Genomic DNA, 25,416 nt, shown 5'->3' with positions numbered 1-25,416 from the left:
ACAACCCCTCTTTTCTCCAGGAGCTGTACCCATGCCCGCCGCCAAACTGCTAAGTGAACTCAAGTCCCTGGGCGTCGAACTCTGGCCCCAGGACGGACAATTGAAATTCCGCGCGCCCCAAGGCCTGCTCAATGCCGAGCGCCTGGCACAACTGCGCGAGCACAAAGAACAGATCCTGCACCTGCTCGAAGTACAGGAACGGCCATTGGTCCAGGCTGACCCGGTGAACCACCACGCACCCTTCCCGCTCACCGATGTGCAGAACGCCTACCTCTTGGGCCGCCAATCTTCGTTTGGCTACGGCAACGTGGCCTGCCACGGTTACCTGGAACTGAGCTGGCCGGCGCTCGATCCGCAGCAGGTAGAACACGCCTGGAACCGTCTGATCGAGCGCCACGACATGTTGCGCGCGGTGATTGCCAGCGAGGGCTCGCAACGTGTCCTCGGCGAAGTAAGCCCTTATTCCGTGGCCGTCACAGACCTGCGCGACGCCACGGTCGAACAGCGTCAGCACAGCGTGCAGCAGATCCGCCAAGCCATGGAGCAGAAGCTCTACCCCACTGATCAATGGCCGCTGTTCGAACTGCGCATGAGCCGCAGCGACAATGGCGATACCCTGCATTTTTCCATGGACTCGCTGATTGCCGACTGGGCCAGCGCACAGTTGCTGTTCAACGAGTTGGAACAGCTGCTGGACGATCCCCAAGCCGCCCTGCCGCCCCTGGAGATCACCTTCCGCGACTACCTGCTGGCCGAGCGTGGCCTGCTCGAAGGCAGCCGCCATCAACGCGACCGCGAATATTGGCTGGCGCGCGTCGACGACTTGCCCGCCGCACCGCAACTGCCCGCTCCCCTGAGTGGTGAAGACACGGCCGTTGCGCGCTTCCAGCGACATTCCGCGCAGCTCGACCAGCCACACTGGAACGCCTTGAAAAAAGCCGCCAGCGAACGCGGCCTGACCCCGTCCATTGCGGTGCTCGCCAGCTATGTCGGCACCCTGCAACGCTGGAGCCAGCAACCCGTTTTCAGCCTCAATCTGACGCTGCTCAACCGCTTGCCGCTGCACCCGCAGGTGGATCGATTGGTGGGGGACTTCACCTCCGTCAGCCTGCTCCAGGTCAACGATCCTCAAGACCAGGACTTCACCCAGCAGGCCCGGCAATTGGGCAGCCAGCTGTTTGCCGACCTGGAGCACCGGCTGTTTTCCGGCATCGAAGTGATGCGTGAAATCGGCCGCCGTCGTGGCCGTGAAGCCGCGGCCATGCCGGTGGTGTTCACCAGCGCCATCGGCTTGGCAATCGAACCACCGGCGGCGAGTCAGCGTCGGGTAGGCCACGGCATTACCCAGACCCCGCAAGTCACGCTCGATTGCCAGGTAATGGATGACCGCCATGGTTTGCACATCCATTGGGACGTGCGCCAAGGCGTGTTCCCCGACGGGTTGATCGATGACATGCAGCAGGCGTTCCTGGCCCAACTGCAGCGATTGGCCTTGGACCCGGCCGCCTGGGAGCAACCGATGCACGTGGCCCTGCCGGCCTGGCAACAGCGTGAGCGCCTGGCGGCGAATGCCACTGCCGCACCCGTACCCACCGGCCGTTTGCACGATGGCCTGCTGGCCATGGTCGCTGCACATCCGCAGGCTCTGGCGGTGATCGACGCCAACGGCAGCCTGACCTACGCCGCACTCGTCGAACGCGCCCTGGCCGTCGCCGCCACCCTGTGCCAGGCCGGTTGCACCGTCGAGGAACCGGTGGCGATCCTCATGCCCAAAGGCCTCGACCAGGTCGTGGCGGCCTACGGTGTATTGCTTGCCGGGGCCGCCTACCTGCCACTCGACAGCAATGCCCCGGCCGCCCGCCGCGACCGCGTGCTGCGCAGCGCCCAGGTGCGCCATGTGCTCGGCCAGTCTCACGCCTTGCCCAATGCGCCGCTGGCCGATGGTCTGCGCTGGCACGCGGTGGATCAACTGGCACCGGCTCCAGCCGACTTCACAGCGGTCGACGGCAGCGCCGATGACCTCGCCTACGTGATCTTCACCTCCGGCTCCACGGGCGATCCCAAAGGCGTAATGATCAGCCATCGCGCCGCCCTCAATACCGTGCAAGACATCAACCGGCGATTTCGGGTCAATGCAAAGGACCGCGTGCTCGGCTTGGCACAACTGAGTTTCGACCTGTCGGTATACGACCTCTTCGGTCCCCTCGCCGTGGGTGGCGCACTGGTGCTGACCGACCCGGCCCGTGGCGCCGACCCGTCGCACTGGGCCGAACTGATACAGCGTCACCAAGTGACGCTGTGGAACTCGGTGCCTGCGCAACTGCACATGCTCGCTCATTACTTGCATGCCGAACCGCGGCCGCTGGACAGCCTGCGCCTGGCGTTGTTGTCCGGTGACTGGATCCCGCTGAACCTGCCGCCGCAGCTCAAGCAGCTCCTGCCCGAACTGGCCCTGGTGGGCCTCGGTGGCGCGACCGAAGCCTCGATCTGGTCCAACCTGCACCCGATCGGCGCGATTGACCCGACATGGCGAAGCATTCCCTATGGCCTGCCCTTGGCCAACCAGGGCTTTCGCGTGCTCGACAGGCAATGGCGCGACGCGCCGACCTGGGTGCCTGGCGACCTGTACATCACCGGTGTCGGCCTGGCCCAGGGTTACCTCGGCGACCGGGCGCTGAGCGAGGCGCGGTTCTTCGCCCATCCCGTTGACGGCCAGCGCCTGTATCGCACCGGCGACCGTGGACGCTACCTGCCGGGCGGCGAGCTGGAGTTCCTCGGTCGTGAAGACGGTCAAGTGAAAATCCGCGGGCACCGCGTTGAACTGGGCGAGATCGACGCGGCATTACTCGCCACCCCTGGCGTGGACAGCGCCATCAGTCTGGTCACCGGTGACGCATCCGGCGAGCGGAGCCTGATGGCTTTCGTCACCGCTGCGCAGACTGCACCGGAACCGCTGCCAGACGCGTCGTTGCTGACGACGATCAATCGTTATGCCGACAACCAGGTCGGCACCTTCGACGCACGATACGTTCGCGATTATCAGACAGACCTCAAGGTTGCGGCGCTGAGCTCGATGCTGGAAGTCATGCTCAAGGCCGGATTGTTCAGCGGCGAGCTGGCCGAACCCGATGCCCCGGCGATTCTCAACGCCTTGCAGGCACAGCCACGCCATCACTGGCTGGTGCGGCGCTGGCTGGGCTCGCTGTGCGAGGCGGGCCTGCTACAACTGGAACAATCGCGCTATCGACTGGCGAAACCGGCACCCGAGCCGGCGCTGGCCTGGGGCCGGGTAGAACAGGCGGTCGCCTCGGGGCTGTGCAGCCAGGCGCTGTTCGACTACCAGCTCAACCATGTCTGGCAATTGCCGCAACTGCTCAAGGGTGAGGTCAACCCCTTCGACCTGCTGTTTCCCCAAGGCCAACAGGACCTGGCGTTGCAGCTGTACGGCGGGGACGCCGTCTCGCGCTACAACAATCACAGCATCGCGGCCCTGATCAATCGCCTCGCCACGCACCATGACGGCGACGGGCCGCTGCGCATCCTGGAAGTCGGCGCCGGCACCGGGGCCACCAGCGCGCCCGTGATCGGCCTGCTCGATGGCCTGGACGTTGATTACCTGTTCACCGACATGACCGCTTTTTTCTTGCCGGCGGCCAAGCAACGTTTTGCCGAGCACGCCTGGGTGCGTTACGGCGTGCTCGACATCGACCAGGATATCCGACCCCAAGGGCTCGCCAGCAACAGCGCCGATGTCGTGCTCTGCGCGGGCATGCTCAACAGCGTCAAGGACGTCGACCAAGCGCTCGCCCGGATCACTGAATTGCTCAGCCCCGGTGGCTGGTTGGTGTTCAGCGAACCCACCGGCGAATGGCCGCCGATCCTGCTGACCCAGGGCTTCATGATGACCCCGGTCAACGGCGACCACGACCTGGGCCGTAGCGGTTTGCACGACGCGCAGACTTGGCAGGCGCGGATCCAGGCGTTCGGTGGAGAATGCCTGCCCACCCTGCCCCAGGCCGGACACCCGCTGGCCGCCCTCGGCATGCAGGTGTTCGCCGCCCGTTTCAAGGCCGGCTACCGGCGCCTGGATGTCGACAGCCTGCGCCGCGCCCTGGCCCAGCGCTTGCCCGATTACATGCTGCCGGCGCACCTGCAAGTGCTTGATCACATGCCATTGACCGCCAACGGCAAGATCGACCGCAAGACCCTGGCCGGCCTGCGTCCCGCCGTTGATGCCCAGGTGTCCAATGACCAGGCGACACCGAGCGATCCGCTTACCGCCGAGCTTTGCCGGCTGTGGGCCGAGGCCTTGGGCTTGACGCAGATTGGCGTCAACGACAGTTTCTATGAAAAAGGCGCGGACTCACTGATCCTCGCCCGGGTCGCCGGTCAACTGCGTGAACAGCTGCCCCAGGCCCAAGGCTTGAGTTACGACACACTGCTGCGGCAGATGCTCAACGAGCCGAATGTCGCCGCCCTGGCGCGCCTGCTCAACCACGGCGAAAGCGCGCCAGCCGCCACTGCTGCTGGCGGCGAAGCCCAGCGTTCATCCAGCAGCAATGCGTTGGTGGTGCCGTTTGGCGGTGGCGAAGCCGGACCGGTACGGGTGATGTTCCATGCCGCCCTTGGCACGCTGGATTACTTCCAACACCTGGGTCGCGCCCTGGCCGAACAACAAGCCGGGCCGGTGATCGGCTTTGCCGTGGCCGACACTGAGCGCTACCTGGCGCTGGAACCCAAGCGCCTGATCGAAAGCGTGGCCCAGGACTACGCCGAACGCTTGATTGCCGACGGTCACCAGCGCTTCCAGTTGATCGGTTACTGCCTCGGCGGGCTGCTCGCCACCGAGGTCGCCCGGCGCCTGCTCGAACGCGGCATGGATGTGGTGGACTTGAGTCTGATCGACAGCATTCCGATGTTCATCGACACCGACGAGGAGCTGGCCTACGAGGCGATCTTCGTGCCCAACCTGAACCTGGATCCGGTGAAGACCGTGTTCGGCGCGCACATCGAAGACTATGACGTGTACCGCGCCATCGATCTGCTGATGGCCCGCGACAATCGCCGCGTGCCGGCCGGGGCCATGGCTGCGTTGAGCGGCGACCCGGGCCTGGAAGCCCTGGCGCTGGCGGTACAGCAACAATCGGCGCGCAGCCAGGAAGAACGCCTGGCCGAGTACGCGCGCCTGGCATCGGGCCAGGCCGGGGTGCCCATCGGCCCGGAACTGGTGCCGACGCTGTTTCGCGTGTGCCGCCACAGCATGCGCGCGGCACGGTTCGACCCGCCGCCGTTCCTCGGCAACATGACCTACCTGCGCTGCCTGGAGCAGCAATCGTTCGGCATCACCGGCGGCGTCGGCCACCTGGCGGCACCGTTCTGGGAGGACGCGTGCCTGGGACGCTTCGAGTTGATCGACGTGCCCGGCAATCACTTCAGCGTGATCGAACCGCCTCATGTCCACACCGTCACCGCGCATCTGCTGGACGCGCTACGGAAAAACTCATGACGAGCGCTTTGGATACCCTGAAACGTCCGGTCAACCGGCTGATTCGCATCGGCGTGGCGTTTGCCGCGGTCGGCGCACTGGTCAATCTGGTGCCCTTCATCGGCCTGACCGAGCTGGGCCGGTTGCTGCTGGCTGGCAGCGTCGACCCTCAAACCTTGTGGCGCTGGGCGGCGCTGGTGGTGATCGCGTTGAGCCTGGGTTGGATGGCGAACGGCGTGGCCCTGTGGTTGACCCACCTGGCGGACCATCGCCTGCAGGCCAGCCTGCGCGAAGCCATGGTGCGCAAGTTGGGGCGCGTGCCTTTGGGCTGGTACACCGACACCACTTCGGGGGCGGTGCGCAAAGTGGTGCAGGACGATCTGGAAGACCTGCATCACCTGGTCGCCCACCATGCGGTGGAACTCACCGCGGCCATCGTCACGCCCCTGGCGGGGCTGGTGTGGCTGGCCACGCTGAACTGGCGCCTGGCGCTGCTGGCGGTGCTGACCTTGCCGGTGTATGCGCTGGCCTATGCCCTGATGATGCGCGGCTTCGGCGCCAAGATGCAGTTGCTGGACAGGAGCATGAGCCGGGTCAGCGCCGCCATTGTCGAGTTTGTCCACGGCATCGCCGTGGTCAAGGCGTTCGGCCAGGTGGGCCAGGCCCATCGCAGCTATCAACAGGCGGTCAGTCAGTTCAGCGAGCAATACGCCGGCTGGGTCAAACCGCTGCTGCGCCTGGAGGCGTTTTCCTCGATGGCCTTGAGTGTCCCGGTGATTCTGCTGGTGAGCCTGGGAGTGGGCAGCCTGTTGCTGGCCGAGGGCTGGATCACGCCGCTGCAATTGTTCGCCGAGACCTTGGTGGCAGTGGTGATTCCCCAGTCGCTGTTGGTGATCAATCAGAGCCTGACCGCGCAACGCACCGCCCTGGCGGCGGCCGACCGCATCGAAGCGCTGCTCAAGGTCGAAGAGCTGCCCGCGCCGAAAGTCGCCAAGCAGCCCCAGGGCAGCGACATCACCTTTGAACAGGTGCAGTTCGGCTACGACCCCGAGCACCCGATCCTCAACGGCGTCGATCTGCACTGCCCGGCCGGCAGCGTGACCGCCCTGGTCGGAGCCTCCGGCGCGGGCAAATCGACCCTGGCCAAACTGGTACCACGCTTTCACGACGTCAACGCAGGATGCGTGCGGATCGGTGGCGTCGATGTGCGGGAGATCGATCCACGCGAGCTGTACCGGCAGGTCGGTTTCGTCTTGCAGGACGCGCAACTGGTGCATGGGACCGTGGCCGATAACCTGCGCCTGGGCCGCCCCGAGGCCAGCGACGCAGAGATGGAAATGGCAGCCCGCTCGGCGCAGATTCACCCGCGCATCCAGGCCCTGCCCCGGGGTTATCAGTCGGTGATCGGCGAGGATGCGATGTTCTCCGGCGGTGAAGCGCAACGCCTGTCCATCGCCCGCACGCTGTTGGCCGACACGCCGGTGCTGATCCTCGACGAGGCCACCTCCCACGCCGACCCCGAATCCGAAGCGCTGATCCAGGACGCCCTGTCGGCCCTGGCCCGGGGTCGCACAGTGCTGGTGATCGCGCACCGCCTGGCGAGTATCAGCGGCGTGGACCAGATCGTCGTCCTCGATCAAGGCCGCGTGCTTGAAAGCGGTCGTCACCAATCCCTGCTGCAGGCCAACGGCGCCTATGCCCAGCTGTGGCGCGCCGGCGCCAAGCACTCCGTCCCCGAGTTGGAGATGTCCCTGTGATCCGCAGTCTTGTCACGTTACTGGGGCCGGCGCATGCCGCACGCCTCTACCGATACCTCGCGTGGCTGGTGACCAGCGCCGTGTTGCAAGGCCTGGCCGTCGCGCTGCTGGTGCCGATCCTTCACGCGTTGTTTGCCGGTGATCTGTCCACGGCGATGGCGTGGCTGGCCGGCCTCGCGGCGATGGCCGCGCTGGCCTGCATCGCCCATTACCAGCAGGCGATGAAGGGCTTTGCACTCGCGCTGGTGGTGCTGACCACCTTGCATGATCGCCTCGGGCAACATCTGGCCAGCCTGCCCCTGGGCTGGTTCAACTCGGAGAAAGTCGGGCGCCTGTCGCGCAGCGCCACCAGCGGCACGCTGATGGTTACCGGCTTGTTTGCGCATTACCTGGGACCGGTGGTGTCCGGGGTGGTGGTGCCGGCCACGGTCGCGCTGACCTTGTTCATCTTCGACTGGCGCCTGGGCCTGACCGCCATGCTGTGCGCACCGCTGATCTATTTCAGCCATCGATGGTCAGCCGATGCCATCGGCCACAACGATGCCCGGGTCGAAGCCGCCGCAACCCTCGCCGGTAATCGCGTGGTGGAGTTCGCCCGCTACCAGCAAGTGCTGCGGGCCTTTGGCCGCACCCAAGAGGGATACGCGCCGTTGCAGGCGGCCAATCTGGCGCAGAAACAGGCCGGCGGCTCGATGGTGTCCCAGACTTTTCCGAAATTGCTGGCCGGCGGCCTGACCGTGCAATTGGCCTTCGCCCTGCTGGTGGGCGTGGGCATCGCCCTGGCGACCCGAGGCGACATCGACGCGATTCAACTGGTCGCCCTGCTCGCCTTGGCGGCACGGTTTGTCGGGCCATTGGCCGAGGCGGCGGCACGCAGCGGGCTGTTGCGCATGGCCGGCAACGACCTGGACCAACTGGTCGGCATCCTGCGCGAGCCGCCATTGCCGCAGCCCCAAGCCAGTCAGCCGTTGAGCGACCCCGGCAGCTTTGCCTTCGAACACGTCAACTTCGCCTACGCCAGTGGCCCGACGGTGCTGCGCGACCTGACATTCCACGCACCGGCTCATTCGATGACGGCAATTGTCGGCGCCTCGGGCTCGGGAAAGACCACCGTCACGCGCCTGCTCATGCGGTTTTTCGATGTGACCGAAGGCAGCGTCAAGGTCGGCGGCGTCGATGTGCGCGAACTGTCCAACGAGGCCTTGATGGCGCAACTGTCGCTGGTGATGCAGGACGTCTACCTGTTCGACGACAGCCTCGAAGCCAATATCCGCGTCGGCAAGCCGGACGCCAGTGCGCAGCAGGTGGCTGAGGCCGCGAGCCTCGCCGGCGTCGATGAAATTGTCGCGCGCCTGCCCCAGGGCTGGCTCACTCCGGTGGGCGAAGGCGGCGCGGCGCTGTCCGGTGGCGAACGCCAGCGGGTGTCCCTGGCTCGGGCGTTGCTCAAACGCGCGCCGATCGTGCTGTTGGATGAAGCCACTGCCGCACTGGATCCGCACAACGAAGCCTTTGTACAAGCGGCGATTCGTAGCTTGAAGCAAAGTTCGACGGTGCTGGTCATTGCCCATCGCCTGCCGACCATCATGGCCGCCGACCAGATTCTGGTGCTGGACCAGGGCCGCCTCGTGGAAGCCGGCACTCACCCGCAACTGCTGGCCCTCGACGGACGTTACGCCGGGTTCTGGCGTGATCGCCAGCGCGCCGGTGGCTGGCGCCTGAATGCGCAGGCCCAGCCATGCTGATCGGGGTGCTGGGTGCCAGTGGCGATGTCGGTCTGGCCAGCGCTCGGGCGCTGTTGAGCCTGGGCGTGAACGCGCTGCGCCTGGGCGGGCGTGACCCACGCAACGGTGCCCGCTGCCTGGCATCGCTCCAGCAGCAATGGCCCGACGCGCGCCTGCAAATGAGCGTAGTGGACTTCAATGATGCCGCTGCCCTGGCCGGGTTCGCCCATGGCTGCGAGGTGCTGCTCAACTGCGCCGGACCCTCCTGGCGATTGGCCGACCGTGCTGCACGGGCGGCGCTGCAAACCGATGCGCATTACGTGGATGCGGCCGGCGAGATGACACTTGAGCCACACCAGTGGCGCAACCGTTGCGCCGTCCTCGGTGCCGGCCTGCAACCGGGGCTTACCGGCTTGCTGCCCCGTTGGCTGGCCGAGCAGGCCTTCACCCAGGTCCTCGGACTGACCAGCTATTTCGGCCTGCGTGACCACTTCACGGCCGTGGCCGCCGATGACTTCCTGCAAGGCGCGGTGAATGGCACCAACGAACCCTTGGCGGCCTGGCGCAACGGCCGGTGCAGCCGAGCGCTACGCCGCAGCCAAGACGTGCTGCTGCCGTGTTTCCCCGGCCAGGTTCACCTGCTGCCCTATTTGAACCAGGAAGGTGAAAGCCTGGCCTGGGACCTGCGCCTGGAGGTCGGCCAATGGTTCAACGTGATCACCGACGGCCATGTGCTCAAGGCGCTGGACCTGGCCCACAGCCTGCCGCGCGCCGAAGCGGTGCGGCGGTTGTGCGAGGCCAGCCGGCTGGACCTCAGCGGCCAGGCCCCCTTTGTCACGTTGCTGCTGCAACTCGACGGGCTGTGGGAGGGCCAGGCGCGCATCCGCAGCCTGGTGCTCAGCGGCGCGGGCAATGCGGCGCTGACCGGGGCAATGGCCGCGGCCACGGTGGTCAGCGTGGCGAACGGGGAAATCGCCGCCGGCTGTCATTACGCCGCCCAGGCGTTGCCACCCGCCGCCAGCCTTGAACGCCTGCAACGCACCTCGGCGATCCGGGCGCTGAACCTGCTGCATGGCCCGCTCGATCACCTGCACAGCGTCGAAGAAGGTTGCCTATGAACAATGCCCTGAATGAACTTGAACACGTGAGCCAGGGCGTGATGGCCCAGGTGTTGCTGCACACCCAGGCCTTGCCATTGCAGGCCTGGCGCAGCGCCGGGCAAATCAGCCAGGCCTTGGGCACGGCCCCCCGCCATGCCTGGATCGTGCGGCGCTGGCTGGCGGCGCTGACCCGCGCCGGTGCGCTGCGCGAAGACGCCGGACGCCTCGCCTGGCAGGGCACGCCACCCAAGGCCGCCGTGGAAAACCTGCCCGGGCTGTACGCCGAACTGGGCTTCCCGGGCAGCATGGCCACCTTGCACCGCCAGGTCATCGAATGCTTGCCTGACCTGTTGCGCGATCAACTCGCCCTGGCGCCGTTGCTGGTGCAATCGGGCGACCCCGTCGCGGTGCTCGGGGCCTACCAGCGCAACCACTTCACCGCAGCGATGAATCAAGCCCTCGCCGCACGGGCAAGCGAAGTCCGTGCCCTCGGCGATGTGCTGCGGGTGTTGGAGTTGGGCGGTGGTGCCGCCTGCACCACTCGCGCCGTGCTGGCAGCGTTGCAAGCACGCGAAAAGGACTATCGCTTTACCGACATCAGTTCGCTTTTCACCGGGGCGGCCCAGCGTGAGTTTCGCCTGGAACCGGGCATGCACGTCGGTTTGCTCGACCTGGACCGGGACTTCGCCGAGCAAGGCATCGAGGCCCGCAGCCAGGACCTGGTGATCGCCGGCAATGTGCTGCACAACGCCCGCGATCTGTCCCGCAGCCTCGGGCAGATTCGTGCCTGCCTGCGAGACGGCGCAAGCCTTTTGTTCAGCGAATCCATCGCCGACAACCCGGCCATGTTGACCTTCATGCACCTGCTGCTGTCACCGCCCGCCGGTGCGCCGCTGCGTGAGACTGATGAAGTCTTCATCGCGCCCGATGCATGGCGCCAAGCCTTGCAGGCCCAGGGTTTCCAGTTGCTCGAAGTTTGGCCCGCGGCCACCGACCCGCTGGCGGCCGCCGGGCAACGTTTGTTTCACGCCGTAGGAGTTTCTTGATGACGCTGCACGTAGACATCCTGCTGACTGATCTGCCGGTGGGCGCGTTTCCATGGCATTTGCCCGCCCTGACTGACCTGGGCACTCATCAACGCTCCCCGGCACGTCTGTTGGCGGTCATCGAACGCCAGCGCCCCGCCGTGGTGGTGATGAACGCCGAGCAACTGGAACGGCTGTTGGACTTCCCCGCCCTGCCGTTGACCGACCTTAGCTATCTGGAACAGGTGCTATTCGTCACGGCGCAACCGGGCGACTGGCAACTCGCCGAGCGGGCGGCGGCGCAGCTCGATTGCAGGGTCCTGGGGTTTACGGATGCCCTCGGTGAATGGTGTGACCTGGCCAGCGTCAAGCTCGAACATCAACGCTGGCGCGAACGTGCCCTTGGGCATCCCGACGTGAGCAGCGTCGCGCTGCACGGCCAGACCTTGTTCGCCGTGCCTCACCCTTGCGAGGCCGCATGGGTCGAGGATTACCTGGATGAAACTGAAGCCGCCCTCGACCAACAGTTTTCCACCGAACGGCTCGTCGAAGCGGTACGACTCAACGATCGGTTGGGCCACGCCGCGTTGTTGTCGATGCTCAACGGCCTGGAGCATTGCGGCCTGCTGCCCGCACCGCTGAACGATGTCGCCCAAGCACTGGAACATGGCGGCATCGCGCCGGGTCACCGAGCGCTGATCGCACGCTGGCTGGATGTGTTGCAAGGGCAAGGCCTGTTGCGCCGCGCAGGCACCCAACTGCATCCCACCCTTGCCGCCCGTGACTGGAGTGACGCCGCTCTGGAGGACATCTGGACGCAACTGACCCTGGACTGGGCGCGCAACACCGGTGGCAGCGGCACCCTCGAATATGCTCGGGAGAATGCACGTCAATTGCCGGCGCTGATGCGCGGCGACTGTGCGGCCGTGCACCTGTTGTTTCCCGAAGGACGCACCGAACGCGCGGCGGCGTTGTACCGCGAAAGCCTGGCGGCGCAGTACCAGCATCGCGCCGTCGCCCACTGGGTCGGCGCCTGGGCTGCGCGCCAGCCAGCTGATGCAACTTTGCGCGTGCTCGAAGTCGGGTCCGGCACTGGGTCGACCACCCAAGCGGTGTTGCCGGCCTTGGCCGACGCTTCGGTGGATTACTTGTGCACCGACGTGTCGCGCTATTTCAGCGACCAGGCTGCCGAGCGCCTGCAAGACTGGCCGTGGGTTCGCCACGGCGTGTTCGATATCGACCGCCCGGCCCTGGCCCAGGGTTATCGCAGCCAGGACTGGGACCTGATCATCGCCGGTGGCGTGCTCAATGCCGCGCGCGACACCGAGCGCTCCCTGGCGACCCTGCTCGCCTTGCTCAAGCCGGGCGGCTGGCTGGTGTTCAGCGAACCCACGCAGGAGGAGTTCTGGGTGATGGCCTCCCAGGCCTTCATGCTCAACCAGGCCGATGATGAACGTCAACTCAGCAGCGCCACCTTCCTCAACCTCGCGCAGTGGCAAACCGCGCTGTCCAGGACCGGGTTCCAGGGCAACCGCAGCCTGCCCGCCGCCGGGCACCCACTGGCGCGCCTGGGCCATCGCGTCTTCGTCGCCCAGGTACCCGCCCAGCGCCTGAGCCGCGCGGCACTGGCCGCGCACCTCGAAGAGGCCGCCTTGGATCTTGAGCTACTCGACCAATTGCCCGATGACCACACGCTGGCCCAGTGGGCTCGCCTCCCGGAGACTTGTCCATGAACAGCGCCCCTGCGCGTAAACGCGTGATCGTGGCCGGCACCGCATTCGGTCGCATCTACCTGCAAGCCCTGGCCCGCGCCCATGATCGCTACCAACTGGTGGGCATCCTGTCTCGCGGCAACGCCTACTCAAAAGCCTGCGCCGACCACTATGGTGTGCCGCTGTACGAGACCGTCGAACAGGTGCCGGATGATGTCGATATTGCCTGCGTGGTGGTGCGCTCCGGCGCAACCGGGGGCGTCGGCGGTGACCTGGCCCAACAGTTTCTGCGCCGTGGCATCCATGTCTTGCAGGAGCACCCGGTGCATCACCGCGAAATCGCCGCGTGCATGCAGGCCGCACGCCAGGGCCAGGCCGCCTATGCGGTGAATACGCTGTACCCGAATATCCTGGCGATCCGGCGCTTTCTCGCCGTGGCCGCTTACCTGCGCGATCACCAGGGGTTGGCGTACATCGAGGCCGCCTGCAACAGTCAAGTGGCCTACCCCCTGCTGGATATTCTCGGACGCCTGGCCGGTGGTCTGCGGCCCTGGACGTTCGCGACACCCGCTCCTGCGTTCGAGGGGCAACCCTTCACGCGGCTTGATGCCCGTTTCAATGGCGTACCCATCGGCTTGCGAGTGCAGAACCAGGTGCACCCCAAGGACCCGGACAACCACTCGTTCTTGCTGCATCGCCTCGAAGTCGGCTGTGAAGCCGGGGTGCTGAACCTGGCCGACACCCACGGCCCGGTGCTGTGGAACCCGCGCCTGCATGCCTCAAGGGACAGCACCGACCGCCTGATCATGGCCGGCCCCGGCAGCGAACGGCTGGCCGGGCCGACGATGGTGCTGCTCGATCCGCAGGTGCCCAAGAGCTACCGGCAGGTGTTCAACCAGGTCTGGCCCGACGCGGTCAGCGTCGCCCTGGACGCGTTATGCCGCGACATCGATGAACCGTCGCGACGCCTGCGCAGTGGCGTCTGGGCCACCGAAGTGGCCATGGCCTGGCGCGAAATGAACAACCTGATCGGCATGCCCGCCTTGATTGAGCCGCCCGTGCCCCGCGCGCTACCGCTGGCCGATCTCCAGGCCCTTGCCGACGCCGTGCAACCCCCTCGCGGTGACGACACCGCCCAACTGCTCGGAGCGCTGCCGTTTTGAACACTGCCCGATCCTCCTCCACCTGCAGCCATGTGTTGCTGTGGGTGCGCGACTTGCGCCAGGCCGTGGCGAATTTCCGCGCCGCCGGTTTCGAAGTGACCTACGCCACCGCCGAGGCCCGCGCGCAACACGCGCACATCTGGTTCAGCCAGGGGCCGATCATCGAGTTGCTCACCACACCGCGTCACGCCTGGCTCTTCAAGTGGCCCATCGACTGCCTGGCCGGCCGTGGCGCCGGGCGCCGGATGTTGCGCTGGGCCGCCCAGGGCGAAGGTTTCTGCGACCTCGCGCTGCTGTGCGAGACCCCGGCGCTGGCGCCGCGCCTCAAGGGGCTTACGGGCTGCGGCGTGGCCATGGGCCGCACGGTGAACTGGCGGCGTACCTGCGCGGATGGCAGCCAGACGCGCTTTCGTTTCGTCTACCCGCGCCACGACCGCCTGCCCTTCCTCGTCACGCCCTATGAGCCGGCCCAGCATCCGCTCCGAATGATTCACCCCAACGGCGCAACGGGCCTGGCGGCGATCCACCTGGGCGTGCACCCCGCCGATCACACCGCCCTCAGCCTGCTGACCGGCGACGACCCGTTGCTGCGTATCCAGCCGGCCGAATACACCGGCGTACAGGCAGTGCGAATCGCCGGCCTGGCGCACCCGCTGATTCTGCACGGCGCCCGTTTGCTGGGTTGCCCGACTGCTCAAGGAGATTGCCATGCTTGATGGATGCACCGACTGGCCCGAGGACTTTATCCGCCGCTATCGCGAACACGGCTATTGGCAAGGCGTGCCGTTGGGCCAACTGTTGCGCGAGCAGGCGCAGCGCACGCCGCACAAAGAGGCGCTGGTGGACGGTCAGCGGCGTTGGAGTTACGCCGAACTCGACCTGCAGGCCGACCGCCTGGCCGCCGGCCTTGCCGACCGGGGCCTGCGCGCCGGCCAGCGGGTGCTGGTGCAACTGCCGAACATCGCCGAGTTTTTCAGCCTGACCTTCGCCCTGCTGCGCCTGGGTGTGATTCCGGTGTTCGCCCTGCCGGCCCATCGCGAACATGAGCTGCGCCACCTGGCCCAACTGAGCCAGGCCGTGGCCTACGTGATTGTGGATCGACACCTGGGCTTCGATTATCGGCCGCTGGCGCGCGTCCTGCGTGAACAGGCGCCGAGCCTGCAACAGGTCTTTGTGATCGGTGCGGCCGAGGAGTTCGTCGACCTGGGCGACTGCGTTGCTGCCCCTCGTCCGCTGCCCGCGCCAGACTCACGGGAAGTCGCCGTGCTGCTGCTGTCCGGCGGCACCACCGGCCTGCCAAAACTCATCCCGCGCACCCATGACGATTACGCCTGCAATGCGCGCCTGGCGGCCCGCGCATGCGGCTTCGAGAGCCACACCCGCTACCTGGCGGCGTTGCCCGTGGCCCATAACTTCCCCTTGGCCTCACCCGGCGCGCTCGGGGTGTTCAGTGTCGGCGCTACCCTCGTGCTGGCACCCGAGCCCAGTCCGGACACCACCTTCGAACTGATCGAGCGCGAACGCATCACCCATACCGCGCTGATCCCGCCGCTGGTGCTGCTGTGGCTGGAAATGGCGCAATGGTCCGACCATGACCTGAGCAGCCTGCAATGGTTGCAGGTCGGTGGCGCGCGGCTCAAGGCCGAGATCGCCGCGCGTATAGGCCCGGCACTGGGCTGTGGCCTGCAACAGGTCTACGGCATGGCCGAAGGGTTGCTGTGCTTCACCCCGCTGGATGACCCGCAAGCGCGCATCTTCGAAACCCAGGGCCTGCCGCTCACCGTCGATGACGAGATCCGCATCGTCGACGCCGATGACGTGCCGGTCGCCCCAGGCGCCGTGGGCGAACTGCTGGTGCGCGGTCCCTACACCATTCGCGGGTACTACAACGCCGGCGAACAGAATCTGCGCGCCTTCACCGCCGATGGTTTCTACCGCAGCGGCGACCTGGTGCGACGCTTGCCCGAAGGCCATTTGATCGTCGAAGGACGAACCAAGGATGTGATCAACCGCGGCGGCGAGAAAATCCCGGTGGAAGAGATCGAGAACCTGCTGCTGGGCCATCCGTTGATTCGCGATGTGGCGCTGGTGGCATTGGCCGATGAGCTGCTGGGCGAGCGCAGTTGCGCTTGTGTGCTGGCCCACGCGGAACAGCTCGAACTGGGCACGATCAACGCCTGGCTGCGCGAGCGTGGACTGGCCGCCTACAAGTTGCCGGATCGCTTGCAGGTGCTGCGTGAGTTCCCGCTGACGCGCCTGGGCAAAGTCAACCGCAAGGCCCTGGCGGAACAGGTGCAGGCCTTATGAACAGCGAAATGTCCGCATGGTTGCGCGTGCTGCGTGAGGGCGACCAACCCCGGGCCCGCCTGGTGTGCCTGCCGCACGCCGGAGGCAGCGCGAGTTTCTTTCGTCCGTGGCTGGCGCACCTGCCGGGTGATATCGACTTGCTGGCCGTGCAGTATCCGGGACGTGAAGAACGGTTCAACGAAACGCGTATTGCCTGCCTGGCCAGTCTGGCCGAACACATCAGCCAGGCCCTGTTGAACCTGCCTATCCGCCCGCTGTGGCTGTTTGGCCACAGCATGGGCGCAGCACTGGCCTACGCCGTCGGTGTGCAGCTGGAGGCGGCGGGCTTCGGCGCCGAACATGTATTTGTCTCGGCCCACCCGCCCCCGCACCGGCAACCACTCAGTGACCTGCACCGCCAGGACGACGCCGCGCTGATCGCCGACATTCTGCGCCAGGACGCCGAGGCCACAGGCCTTTGGGACAACCCGCAACTGCGCGCACTGTTCCTGCCGACCCTGCGCAGCGACTACCAGGCCATCGAGACCTGGCGACCGGCGCAGCTTGACCGCTTGGCGGCGCCCATCGACGTACTGCTGGCCCGGGCCGACACCGACGTCGGCCTGGACCAGGCCCGAGCGTGGGCGGACCTGAGCGAGCACACCCCGGACATACGCCAGTTCGACGGCGATCATTTTTACCTCAAGCAACAGCCGCGCCCCGTGATCCATCACCTGCTGCAACGCACTGCCTATCTTCAAGGAGACTCGGTATGAAAACCCCGGAACACTGCACCGGCCTGCCGGACATTCGTCACGCCATCGACACCCTCGACCGGCAGATCATCGACGCCCTGGGCCTGCGCATGCAATACGTCAGGGCGGCCTCGGCGTTCAAGCCCGACCAGGCCAGTATCGCCGCACCGGACCGCGTCGCGGCGATGCTGCCGCAGCGCCGACAATGGGCACAGGAGGCCGGTCTGGACGGCGAATTCATCGAGGGCCTGTTCAATCAGATCATCCACTGGTACATCGCGGAACAGACGGCGTTCTGGCTGCAAAAAAAGAGCACGGCCGTATGAACGAAGCCGCCTTGTTGAACGTGTTCGAAGCTGCGCACCAGCGCGCGCTGAAGTACCAGCGTCCCGTTGTCGCCGTGAGTTCGCACCCCGCACCGACGCTGGATCCCTTGGTGCTCTACGAAACGCACCGGCAGGGCTTCTTCTGGTGCGCTCACTCACCGGCCCTGACGCTGTTTGGCCTGGGCTGCGCCTGGCAGATAGAAGCCGCTGGGGCCCAGCGATTGGCCGAGGTGAACCGTCAATGGTTCGCGCTGTGTGCCGACGCAGTGATCGACGGCCCGTGTCCACCGCTGTTGCTGGGTGGCCTGCGCTTCGACGCGCACCAACGTCGCGCGCCGCACTGGTCACCGTTTGCCGATGCCAGTTTTCACCTTGCCCATTGGTTGCTCAGCGAGAACGGAGACGGCCGCTGGCTGCGTTGCCAGTGCGTGGTGGAACCCGACAGTGATCCAGCCGTCCTGGTACAAAACAGTCTTGCCGCGTACGAAGAGCTTTTCGCGCCCTCACACTCGCCCGAGTCGATCCCCCAGGTCATCGAACGCAACGCATTGCCAGCACCACAATGGCAGGCCAAGGTCGCCAACGCCTTGCAGGCCATCGACAGCGGCGAGCTGAGCAAAGTGGTGCTCGCCCGCCACGTCGAATATCAGCTCAATGCCACGCTCGACAGCGGCGCCGTCATGCGCCGGTTGCACGAGCGGCGCAGCCAAGCCCACCTGTTCGCCCTGCACCGGGGAGACAACTGTTTCATGGGCGCGACCCCGGAGCGCCTGCTCAGTTGCCATGAAGGCTACCTGACCACCCACGCCCTCGCGGGTAGCGCTCGTCGCGCCGTGACGCCCGAAGAAGACCTGAAGGTGGGCGCGGATCTGTTGGCGGACCCCAAGGAGCTGCACGAACATCAATTGGTGGTGCAGACCATTTTGCAAGGATTGAAAGGCATCGTCAGCGACTTGCAGGCAGCAACCCGACCCGAACTGCTGAAGCTGGCCACGGTGCAGCATCTGAGTACCCCGATCAGCGCCAGGCTTGACGATGGACGCAGCTTGCTGGACGGCATTCAGGCCTTGCACCCCACCCCCGCGGTCGGAGGTTTGCCTGGCCCGACAGCCATGAACTTCATTCGGCATAACGAAGGTTTTGACCGGGGCTGGTACGCAGCGCCCGTGGGCTGGCTGGACTCACGGGGTAATGGCGATTTCCTCGTGGCCCTGCGTTCGGCGCTGATGACACCTGGACATTGCCACTTGTTCGCAGGATGCGGGATCGTTCGTGGTTCCCAGCCGGAGGATGAGTACGAGGAGACGCAAATCAAGCTGGCTAGCATGGAGGATGCATTACGTCTCTCGTCTTCCTAAGCGATACCAGGGCCGTTCAACGGTGCATCAATGCGCCGACTCGGCCCAGTGATTATAAGAGGTCACTTTTCGACGCTCCCAGTTCCTCAACGCTGATTTCACGCATGCGGAATTTCTGCACCTTGCCGCTGACGGTCATCGGAAAATCGTCAACGAACTTGAAATGGCGCGGCGTCTTGAAGTGAGCGATCCGGCCTTTGCAGTATTCGCGCAGCTCGTCGGCATCTGCCTGGTGCCCCTCATGCAACCTGACCCAAGCTACGATCTCTTCCCCGTAGACGTCGTCCGGCACCCCGATGACCTGCACGTCTGCCACCGCAGGATGAGTAAAGAAGAACTCTTCGATTTCGCGCGGATAAACATTCTCGCCGCCCCGAATGATCATGTCCTTATTGCGCCCGATTATCCTCAGGTAACCCTCCTCATCCATGATTGCCAGGTCACCGGTGTGCATCCAGCCTGCGTCGTCGATGGCCTCCGCGGTCGCTTGCGGGTTGTTCCAGTAGCCGAGCATCACGCTGTAGCCTCGGGTACACAGCTCGCCGATCTGACCGCGAGCAACGATCCGGTTTTGCTCATCGACGACCTTGCTTTCCAAATGCGGCTGAGTGCGGCCGACACGGGTGACTCGATGCTCGATATCGTCGTCCGGGCCGGTCTGGGTGGAGACCGGGCTGGTTTCGGTCATGCCGTAGGCGATCTGCATCTCCTTGAGGTGCAGGTCGTCGATCACCCGTTTCATGACTTCGATCGGGCAGGTGGAGCCGGCCATGATGCCCGTTCGCAGATGGCTCAGGTTCAATGATTGGCGCTCTGGATGGTCGAGCATTGCAATGAACATCGTCGGCACGCCATACATGCCGGTCGCTTTCTCCTGTGCGGCGGCCCGCAGGGTCTCCAGCGGATCGAAGGCTGCGCTGGGGTAGATCATTGTCGTTCCGTGAGTGACACAACCCAGATTGCCCATGACCATGCCGAAGCAGTGATACAGCGGCACCGGTATCACTAACCTGTCGTGCTCGCTGAGCTTCAGGCTTTCACCGACCATAAAACCGTTATTCAGGATGTTGTAGTGACTGAGGGTGGCACCTTTGGGAAATCCAGTAGTACCCGAGGTGTACTGGATGTTGACGGGGTCGTCGAATTGCAATTGCTCACCGCATTGCCGTAGTTGTTCCGCAGACACTTGTTCCGCCAGGTCCAACAGGCCCTCCCATGACAACATACCGTCAGCCGGCGTGTCGCCGAGGCTGATCACGCCCTGCAATTCAGGCAACCGGTCGCTTTCCAGTGCGCCGACAGCGCAGCGGTGGAGTTCGGGCAGCAGATCGTGAAGCATCGCGTGGTAATTGGAAGTCTTGAACGAGTCGGCACAAATCAGCCAGCGACACCCCGATTGCTTGAGCGTGTACTCAAGCTCGGTCAGACGGTAGGCCGGGTTGATGTTCACCAACACCGCCCCCACCTTGGCCGATGCGAATTGGGTGATGCACCATTGCGCGCAGTTCGGCGACCAGATGCCTACCCGTTCACCGGCCTTGAGGCCCAGCGCGAGCAACCCTCGTGCGCAACCATCCACCTCCTCGGCCAACTGTGCCCAGGTGTAGCGCAGCCCTTGATGCCGTACGACCAAAGCTTCGCGATCGGTGAACCGTTCCACCGCTCGGTCGAACGCCGCGCCAATGGTCATCGCCAGCAAGGGTGTGGTTTGCGGTCCTCTGGTGTAACTGGGAACACTCATATCGATTCTCTCTGTACGATCCAAATGTGGGCCGGGGGGTTACCCCGCAGGCGCCCTTGTTGAATGGCTTGCCCTCGTTGTTTTTAACGCGTGAATATTTGCGCCGTGGTAATCGCCATGTCGCCGCCGGGCAATTTGATGTTACCGATTTGCTTCAAACTGTCGGCATCGAACACCGCTACGTCGTTGAAGGTACCCGCCAGGTAAATCTTGCTGCCGGCCTTGTTGAACGAAATGCAGTAGTAGGAATGATCCAGCGTAGCGGCCTGAAGCAGTTTTTTCTGCTTGATGTCGTACTTGGCCAGCCGGTTGAGCACGCCGAACATCAGGTTCGGGTCTTTGGGCGAGCGCATGCCACTGAAGTAGATTTCCGTCAGGGGGCCGAAGTCGGTGGTTTCGGTCTTGCCGGTTTTCAGGTCGATGCTGAACAGCCCATAGAGGTACTCGGCGGTCGCCGGGTCCTGCTTCTTGTCCTTGAATTTCGCTGCGGTGTAGAGCAGCGAAAAATCATGACGGTAGGTCTGCTGGTTCCACACGTAGAGCACATCCGGTGCGCTGTAATTGGCACGTTTCCAATGGCGACTGGGAATCAGCACGTCGAACTTGCCAGTGTTCACGTTGACCTTGTAGACATCCGCTCCCGCCACATACAACGTGCCATCGTCGCCGCTTTGCATGATGGTCAGCTGCCGTGGCGCCGGGAAGCTGCGAATGGGTTTGGCGTCCATGCCGGCATCGGTGGCGTACACGTCGAGCCGAGGTTGCTGCACCTCGTAACGATCGTTGAGCATCAACGTCGGATTGGCGATGGTGAACAGTTCCTTGCCGTCATGGCTGAGGGTAAAGGCGAACATCGACTTCGCTTTCTCCCCCGGTTTCTGGGTAATGCTGGCGTGGAAGACCTGCTTGCAGCTGTCCAGCTCAACGCCGTAGACATCCGCGTAGTGGTTGTTCAGCACGTAGGCGGTCTTGCGATCCGGCGACAGCTGCACGGTGCCAGGACCGAAGGCATCCGGTATTTTGCAGGTCTTGAACAGGCTGTCGGTGGCCAGGTCGATCACGTGCAGGTTGTTCGGATAATTGGTGGTCACCATGTATTCGTGACCGCTTTGGAGCGCGGTGTTTTCATCGGCCAGAACATTGAGCGATATAACGCCCAGGACACCGAACGCGGCCAAGCCGCAGGCTTTGATGCATTGCATGCTGGAATCCTTCTTCATGTCCTATCACTTGTCTTTCGGAAAGACAGTGCCGAGGTTGCGCCAGTTTTCGTTGGACGCCTGGGCATCCTTGTTCCAGTCCGGGTAGGTGCTCATCATGTCCGGCACCTGGGCCGGCCACCAGCATGGGTCGGAGCAGCCATACAGGTCGGCTTCCATTGGCTGGCACAGCGACGACACGCCGCCAAACGCGTCGATTTCCCAACCTGGATCAGTGGTCGAGGCACAGCCGGCGACGGAGCTCATCGCCACCACTTCTTCGATACGGTTTTCGGCCGCGGCCTGATCGAGCTTCTGGGCTTTGTTGTTGATTGCCTTGAGATGTTTCATATCAGTGAGCCTTGCGCGGAGTGATGTAGCTGCTGATAAACGCAGGGTTGTGAGCCATGATCCGGGTGTAAACCTCGATGCCGAAGTCGACCCAGTCACGCATCAGTTCGCAGTAGTGATAAGTCGGGTGGGTCGGGTCGCCGTATCGGGCGTAGCTCTCGTGGTAGCAGCCGCCAGAGCAGAGATTGCGGATCTGGCAGTCTTCGCAACCGGTGTTGGTACGGTCCAGGCGCTGGGACAAGAAATCGTTCAACTCGACCTGTTTCACCCCGCTGTGAACGTTGCCGAACGTCGGCAGGCTCGAACCGGTAAAGCGGTGGCACAGGTTCAATTCGCCCTTGTGATCCACCGCCAGCATCTTCAGGCCCGCCCCGCAAGGCAGAGCCTTCTTGTGGCCTTCATGAATATCGGTGATCAACTGGTGCAGGTTGGAAAAACCGATATTGCGGTGTTCCAGCGCCGCTTCCAGATAACGCCGACCGAGCCTTTTCATGTTGGCAAACACTTCGACCAGCTCGTCGCTGGACAGGTTGAAGCTGCTGATATCGCCGGACGTCACCGGAGCAAAACCGACCTCGGCAAACCCCAGTTCGTTGAACAGGTGATCCCAGATCGTTTCGACGTCGGTGACGCCCGTGGTCAGGGTGACCCGCGCGCCGACCGGGCGGCTGTTGTAGCGCGCCAGCAGCATCTGGGCCTTGCGCCGTACCACGTCGTACGTGCCCTGCCCGCCCACGGTGATGCGGTTGCGGTCGTGCACGGTTTTCGGCCCGTCGATACTCACCGAGAGCCCGAAGCGGTGGGCGTTGAGGTAGTCCACGGTGTCTTCGGTGAGCAACGTGGCGTTGGTGGTCATGACGAATTCGACGAACTTGCCCGCTTCGGCAAAACGCTTTTCACAATAATCGACCATGTACTCGATCAGCTTGCGATTGCTCAGCGGCTCTCCCCCGAAGAACACCACCGTGAAACGCTCTTCATCCGGGGATTCGCGCAGCAGCATTTCTACCGAAGCGACCGCTGTTTCAACGTCCATCTTCTTGCCGGCCGAGGGCTTGTCGAGGTCTTCTTTGTAGCAGTAGGTGCAGCTCAGGTTGCAGCCCGTGTTGACGTTGAGCACCACGGTATTGATCGCGGTGCGCTCGACGCGTTTGGTACCGATGTCCGGGGTCAGTGGCGAGCCGTCGCTGACCAGTTCCAGGGAAATCAGCTCACGCAGGGTTTCGGTGATTTCTTCGCCGTTGAAGCGTGCGGCCAAGCGTTGGATCAGGTCGTCCGATGAACAGCCGGGACCGCGCAAGGTATCGATGATGGTGCCCGTCAGCTCATCGCTGGCGAACAGCGAGCTGCTGGGAATGTGGAACAACATGCGGTCGGCGTCGACATGCACTTCGTGCAGATTGCGTTCGACCAGATTCAAAATAGCGCCCATTGCAAACCTCCTGTGCAAGCCCCGATTCATGAGGCCTGCGGTCATTCCGAAAAGTGTCTGGAACCGCTAAAAAACAGCCAACTTATGGAATGGGTGGATTGTTCCAGCGTTGCACGGTGACGATCATGTGGCCTTCGCCGGTCAGGGACCTCCCTGCGTCGTCGATGGCGGCGATCACCTTGAGGTTGCCGGCATTGTTGGTGGACATCTTGCGCTGCGGGTTCGGCCCGGCATCGCCTGGGGTAAACACGCCGGTATCGGCCTGCATGGTGCCGGCAAACCTGACGTCTTCATCCTCTTTGGCGCGGTCATCGAAAGCCTCCACTGTCCATTGCGCCGGGAACACGCCGATGCGATAGGGCTTGCCGTCAGCGCCCTTGCCCCAGGCTTCAGCATCGAAACGACCCTGGACTTTCGGCGTCGAGCCACCGCCCTCGCCGATCCGCGCCACCGAGAATTCGGGCACGACTTTGACTTCAGCGATCTTGCTGTAGACCGACAGCGTCGGGCCTTTCAGCGTGCCGACCGTGACGTTGCGCAGGCCCGGTTGAGCATTGGCAGCCGCCTTGAGTTTGACCCGTAGGCGCTCGGGCGTTTGCTCCAGCACTTGGACCACTTCCACGCCTTTGCCGAAGTCAGGTTTGCCAGTGAGACCGCTGCCGATCAGGGTGACTTCGGTTTCGCTGCCCGCCTTCAGATAACCCGGCTGCACCGCCAGCAAACGATTGGAACCCTGCTTGGCGGCGACGAAGTCCAGCCCCCGCTCGTCGTGCTCGGCCTCGAACATCCGGCCCTGCATGGCGTTGCCCTGGGCGGCGAATACCTGGCGCATGGTCACGCCATCGATGGACACATTGCCGCGCCATTCGTAACCGGTGTAGAGAATCGCATTGCCCTCGCCATTGAACGGGCTGCCGTCGGCGTACTGACCTTTGACGTTGACCTTGAACGTGTCGCTGCCATCGGCAGTCACGCTCATGACGCCAGCCAGTTCGCCCTTACCCGGCAGGTGCCCGCTGAAGCTCCAGTCGCCGACCAGCGCCTCGGCTTTCGGCGCGCTGCCCTGCCATGCTTTCCAGGCCGGGTCGTCCAGCGGATAACGCTTGGCCAGCAGCGGCACCATCTCTTTGCGGGCCAGGTCGAACCAGTCGCGGTCGCGGGACAGGGCCTGGTACTCAAGGGACGGCCACTGGCCGAGGTGGAAGTTCACCAGGCGCTCCCATTCCTGGGCGGGTCGGCGCTGCAGCGCAACCCGCGCACCGGAGTGGCAACGGCCGCACATCTGACTGGTCTGGTCGTCGAATTTCTCAACGGTATTGAGCCGTCGCTCCAGCGCATAACGCACACCATCGGTTTCGCTCGGCGCCAAGCCCTGGGTATCGGCCAGGTATTTGACCAGGGTTCGGCGGTCGTCATCGCTGATCTGCAAACCGTGCATGATCTGCATCCGGGCAATGCTCATCAGCCAGCCTTCCGGGGTTTTGCGCTGGTGGCTGATACGGCTCAGGGCGTTATTGGCTTCAGGGGTGTGACAGCCCTGGCAGGTTTCCTTGAGGACAGTCTGGGCGTCGCGAGCTGCCAGGCTGTGAGGCGAATGCAGCGCCACGCAGGCCGCCACGGCCAGCAGACTGACGCTCAGGCCTGATCGGAGTTTTCTCTTCATCAACGTCGAACCTCGCACGGTGCTTTCTTATTTTTGTGGCTTATCGTTTTTATGGTTTCTGCCGTCGGCGACAACCCGCTGACGGAGGCAAGAGAAACGTCTGCGATGAGCAATACACGGAGCGTGCCAGCTTAACGAACATCCTTTAAATCAAATAGTTATGTGAACATCTTGGCTTTTTCGCGCATCAAAACGAAAGGGCCTGCGTCTAATATCGCGACAGCTGTTGCAGTCTGAGACAAGCATAGATGACCCCGACTGGGACACTTCATAGTCAGCGATGATGTTTCGGTAAATACGGGAATGACTCGTCGTCTCATGCATTGTCGCGATTTGCGACAA

Annotated in this window: 17 protein-coding genes; 12 read left to right on the top strand and 5 right to left on the bottom strand. The window is 64.2% G+C overall.

Translation table 11 applies throughout. From position 1 onward, the window contains the following. The first annotated feature begins 31 nt into the window (after positions 1-31). The 12 genes from HU742_RS10145 to HU742_RS10090 are packed head-to-tail and all read left to right on the top strand — an operon-like array spanning position 32 to position 18,688. Entirely contained in the window at positions 32-5,506 is a 5,475-nt protein-coding gene (locus HU742_RS10145; protein WP_186642397.1) for a non-ribosomal peptide synthetase, read from the top strand. Further along, the gene (locus HU742_RS10140) at positions 5,503-7,242 is read left to right on the top strand and encodes an ABC transporter ATP-binding protein (protein ID WP_186642396.1); all 1,740 of its coding nucleotides are present in this window, start codon (positions 5,503-5,505) and stop codon (positions 7,240-7,242) included. Before HU742_RS10145 ends, HU742_RS10140 begins: the two co-directional genes overlap by 4 nt. After that, positions 7,239-8,984: an ABC transporter ATP-binding protein gene (locus HU742_RS10135; protein ID WP_186642395.1), complete on the top strand. Its 1,746-nt coding sequence runs from the start codon at positions 7,239-7,241 to the stop codon at positions 8,982-8,984. Before HU742_RS10140 ends, HU742_RS10135 begins: the two co-directional genes overlap by 4 nt. Next, complete coding sequence (locus HU742_RS10130; RefSeq protein WP_186642394.1) at positions 8,978-10,081, top strand: saccharopine dehydrogenase NADP-binding domain-containing protein; 1,104 nt, start codon at positions 8,978-8,980, stop codon at positions 10,079-10,081. Before HU742_RS10135 ends, HU742_RS10130 begins: the two co-directional genes overlap by 7 nt. Further along, positions 10,078-11,109: a class I SAM-dependent methyltransferase gene (locus tag HU742_RS10125; RefSeq protein WP_186642393.1), complete on the top strand. Its 1,032-nt coding sequence runs from the start codon at positions 10,078-10,080 to the stop codon at positions 11,107-11,109. Before HU742_RS10130 ends, HU742_RS10125 begins: the two co-directional genes overlap by 4 nt. Next, positions 11,109-12,821, top strand: a complete 1,713-nt coding sequence (locus tag HU742_RS10120; protein ID WP_225923554.1) for a methyltransferase — start codon at positions 11,109-11,111, stop codon at positions 12,819-12,821. Before HU742_RS10125 ends, HU742_RS10120 begins: the two co-directional genes overlap by 1 nt. After that, entirely contained in the window at positions 12,818-13,963 is a 1,146-nt protein-coding gene (locus HU742_RS10115) for a Gfo/Idh/MocA family oxidoreductase (protein WP_186642392.1), read from the top strand. The genes HU742_RS10120 and HU742_RS10115 overlap by 4 nt, the downstream gene beginning before the upstream one ends. Beyond that, entirely contained in the window at positions 13,960-14,679 is a 720-nt protein-coding gene (locus tag HU742_RS10110) for a VOC family protein (protein ID WP_186642391.1), read from the top strand. The genes HU742_RS10115 and HU742_RS10110 overlap by 4 nt, the downstream gene beginning before the upstream one ends. Beyond that, positions 14,672-16,270, top strand: a complete 1,599-nt coding sequence (locus tag HU742_RS10105) for a (2,3-dihydroxybenzoyl)adenylate synthase (RefSeq protein WP_186642390.1) — start codon at positions 14,672-14,674, stop codon at positions 16,268-16,270. The genes HU742_RS10110 and HU742_RS10105 overlap by 8 nt, the downstream gene beginning before the upstream one ends. Continuing rightward, positions 16,267-17,025 carry a thioesterase II family protein gene (locus tag HU742_RS10100; RefSeq protein ID WP_186642389.1) on the top strand — a complete coding sequence of 253 codons (759 nt, stop codon included), beginning with the start codon at positions 16,267-16,269 and terminating at the stop codon, positions 17,023-17,025. Before HU742_RS10105 ends, HU742_RS10100 begins: the two co-directional genes overlap by 4 nt. Further along, entirely contained in the window at positions 17,022-17,330 is a 309-nt protein-coding gene (locus tag HU742_RS10095; protein WP_186642388.1) for an isochorismate lyase, read from the top strand. The genes HU742_RS10100 and HU742_RS10095 overlap by 4 nt, the downstream gene beginning before the upstream one ends. Then, positions 17,327-18,688, top strand: coding sequence for an isochorismate synthase (locus tag HU742_RS10090; protein ID WP_186642387.1), 1,362 nt, complete (start codon positions 17,327-17,329; stop codon positions 18,686-18,688). Before HU742_RS10095 ends, HU742_RS10090 begins: the two co-directional genes overlap by 4 nt. A 52-nt stretch (positions 18,689-18,740) precedes the next feature. Here HU742_RS10090 and HU742_RS10085 read toward each other — a convergent pair whose 3' ends face one another. The 5 genes from HU742_RS10085 to peaA all read right to left on the bottom strand — a co-directional run bounded on the left by HU742_RS10085 (position 18,741) and on the right by peaA (position 25,074). Further along, a complete protein-coding gene (locus tag HU742_RS10085; RefSeq protein ID WP_186631231.1) occupies positions 18,741-20,429 on the bottom strand; it encodes an AMP-binding protein in 1,689 nt (562 codons plus the stop codon). Positions 20,430-20,512: 83 nt separating this feature from the next. Continuing rightward, positions 20,513-21,631, bottom strand: coding sequence for a quinohemoprotein amine dehydrogenase subunit beta (gene peaD / locus HU742_RS10080; protein WP_186642386.1), 1,119 nt, complete (start codon positions 21,629-21,631; stop codon positions 20,513-20,515). Positions 21,632-21,655: 24 nt separating this feature from the next. Continuing rightward, entirely contained in the window at positions 21,656-21,979 is a 324-nt protein-coding gene (gene qhpC, locus HU742_RS10075; RefSeq protein WP_007933151.1) for a quinohemoprotein amine dehydrogenase subunit gamma, read from the bottom strand. A gap of 1 nt (position 21,980) precedes the next feature. Next, a complete protein-coding gene (gene peaB / locus HU742_RS10070; protein WP_186642385.1) occupies positions 21,981-23,411 on the bottom strand; it encodes a quinohemoprotein amine dehydrogenase maturation protein in 1,431 nt (476 codons plus the stop codon). A gap of 82 nt (positions 23,412-23,493) precedes the next feature. Then, positions 23,494-25,074: a quinohemoprotein amine dehydrogenase subunit alpha gene (peaA, locus tag HU742_RS10065; protein WP_186642384.1), complete on the bottom strand. Its 1,581-nt coding sequence runs from the start codon at positions 25,072-25,074 to the stop codon at positions 23,494-23,496. Positions 25,075-25,416 lie beyond the last annotated feature (342 nt).

Origin of the sequence: Pseudomonas marvdashtae, assembly GCF_014268655.2 — a bacterium.
Taxonomy (GTDB): Bacteria; Pseudomonadota; Gammaproteobacteria; order Pseudomonadales; family Pseudomonadaceae; genus Aquipseudomonas; species Aquipseudomonas marvdashtae.
Note: the sequence above shows the minus strand (reverse complement) of the source record. Positions and strands in the feature narration are given on the sequence as shown.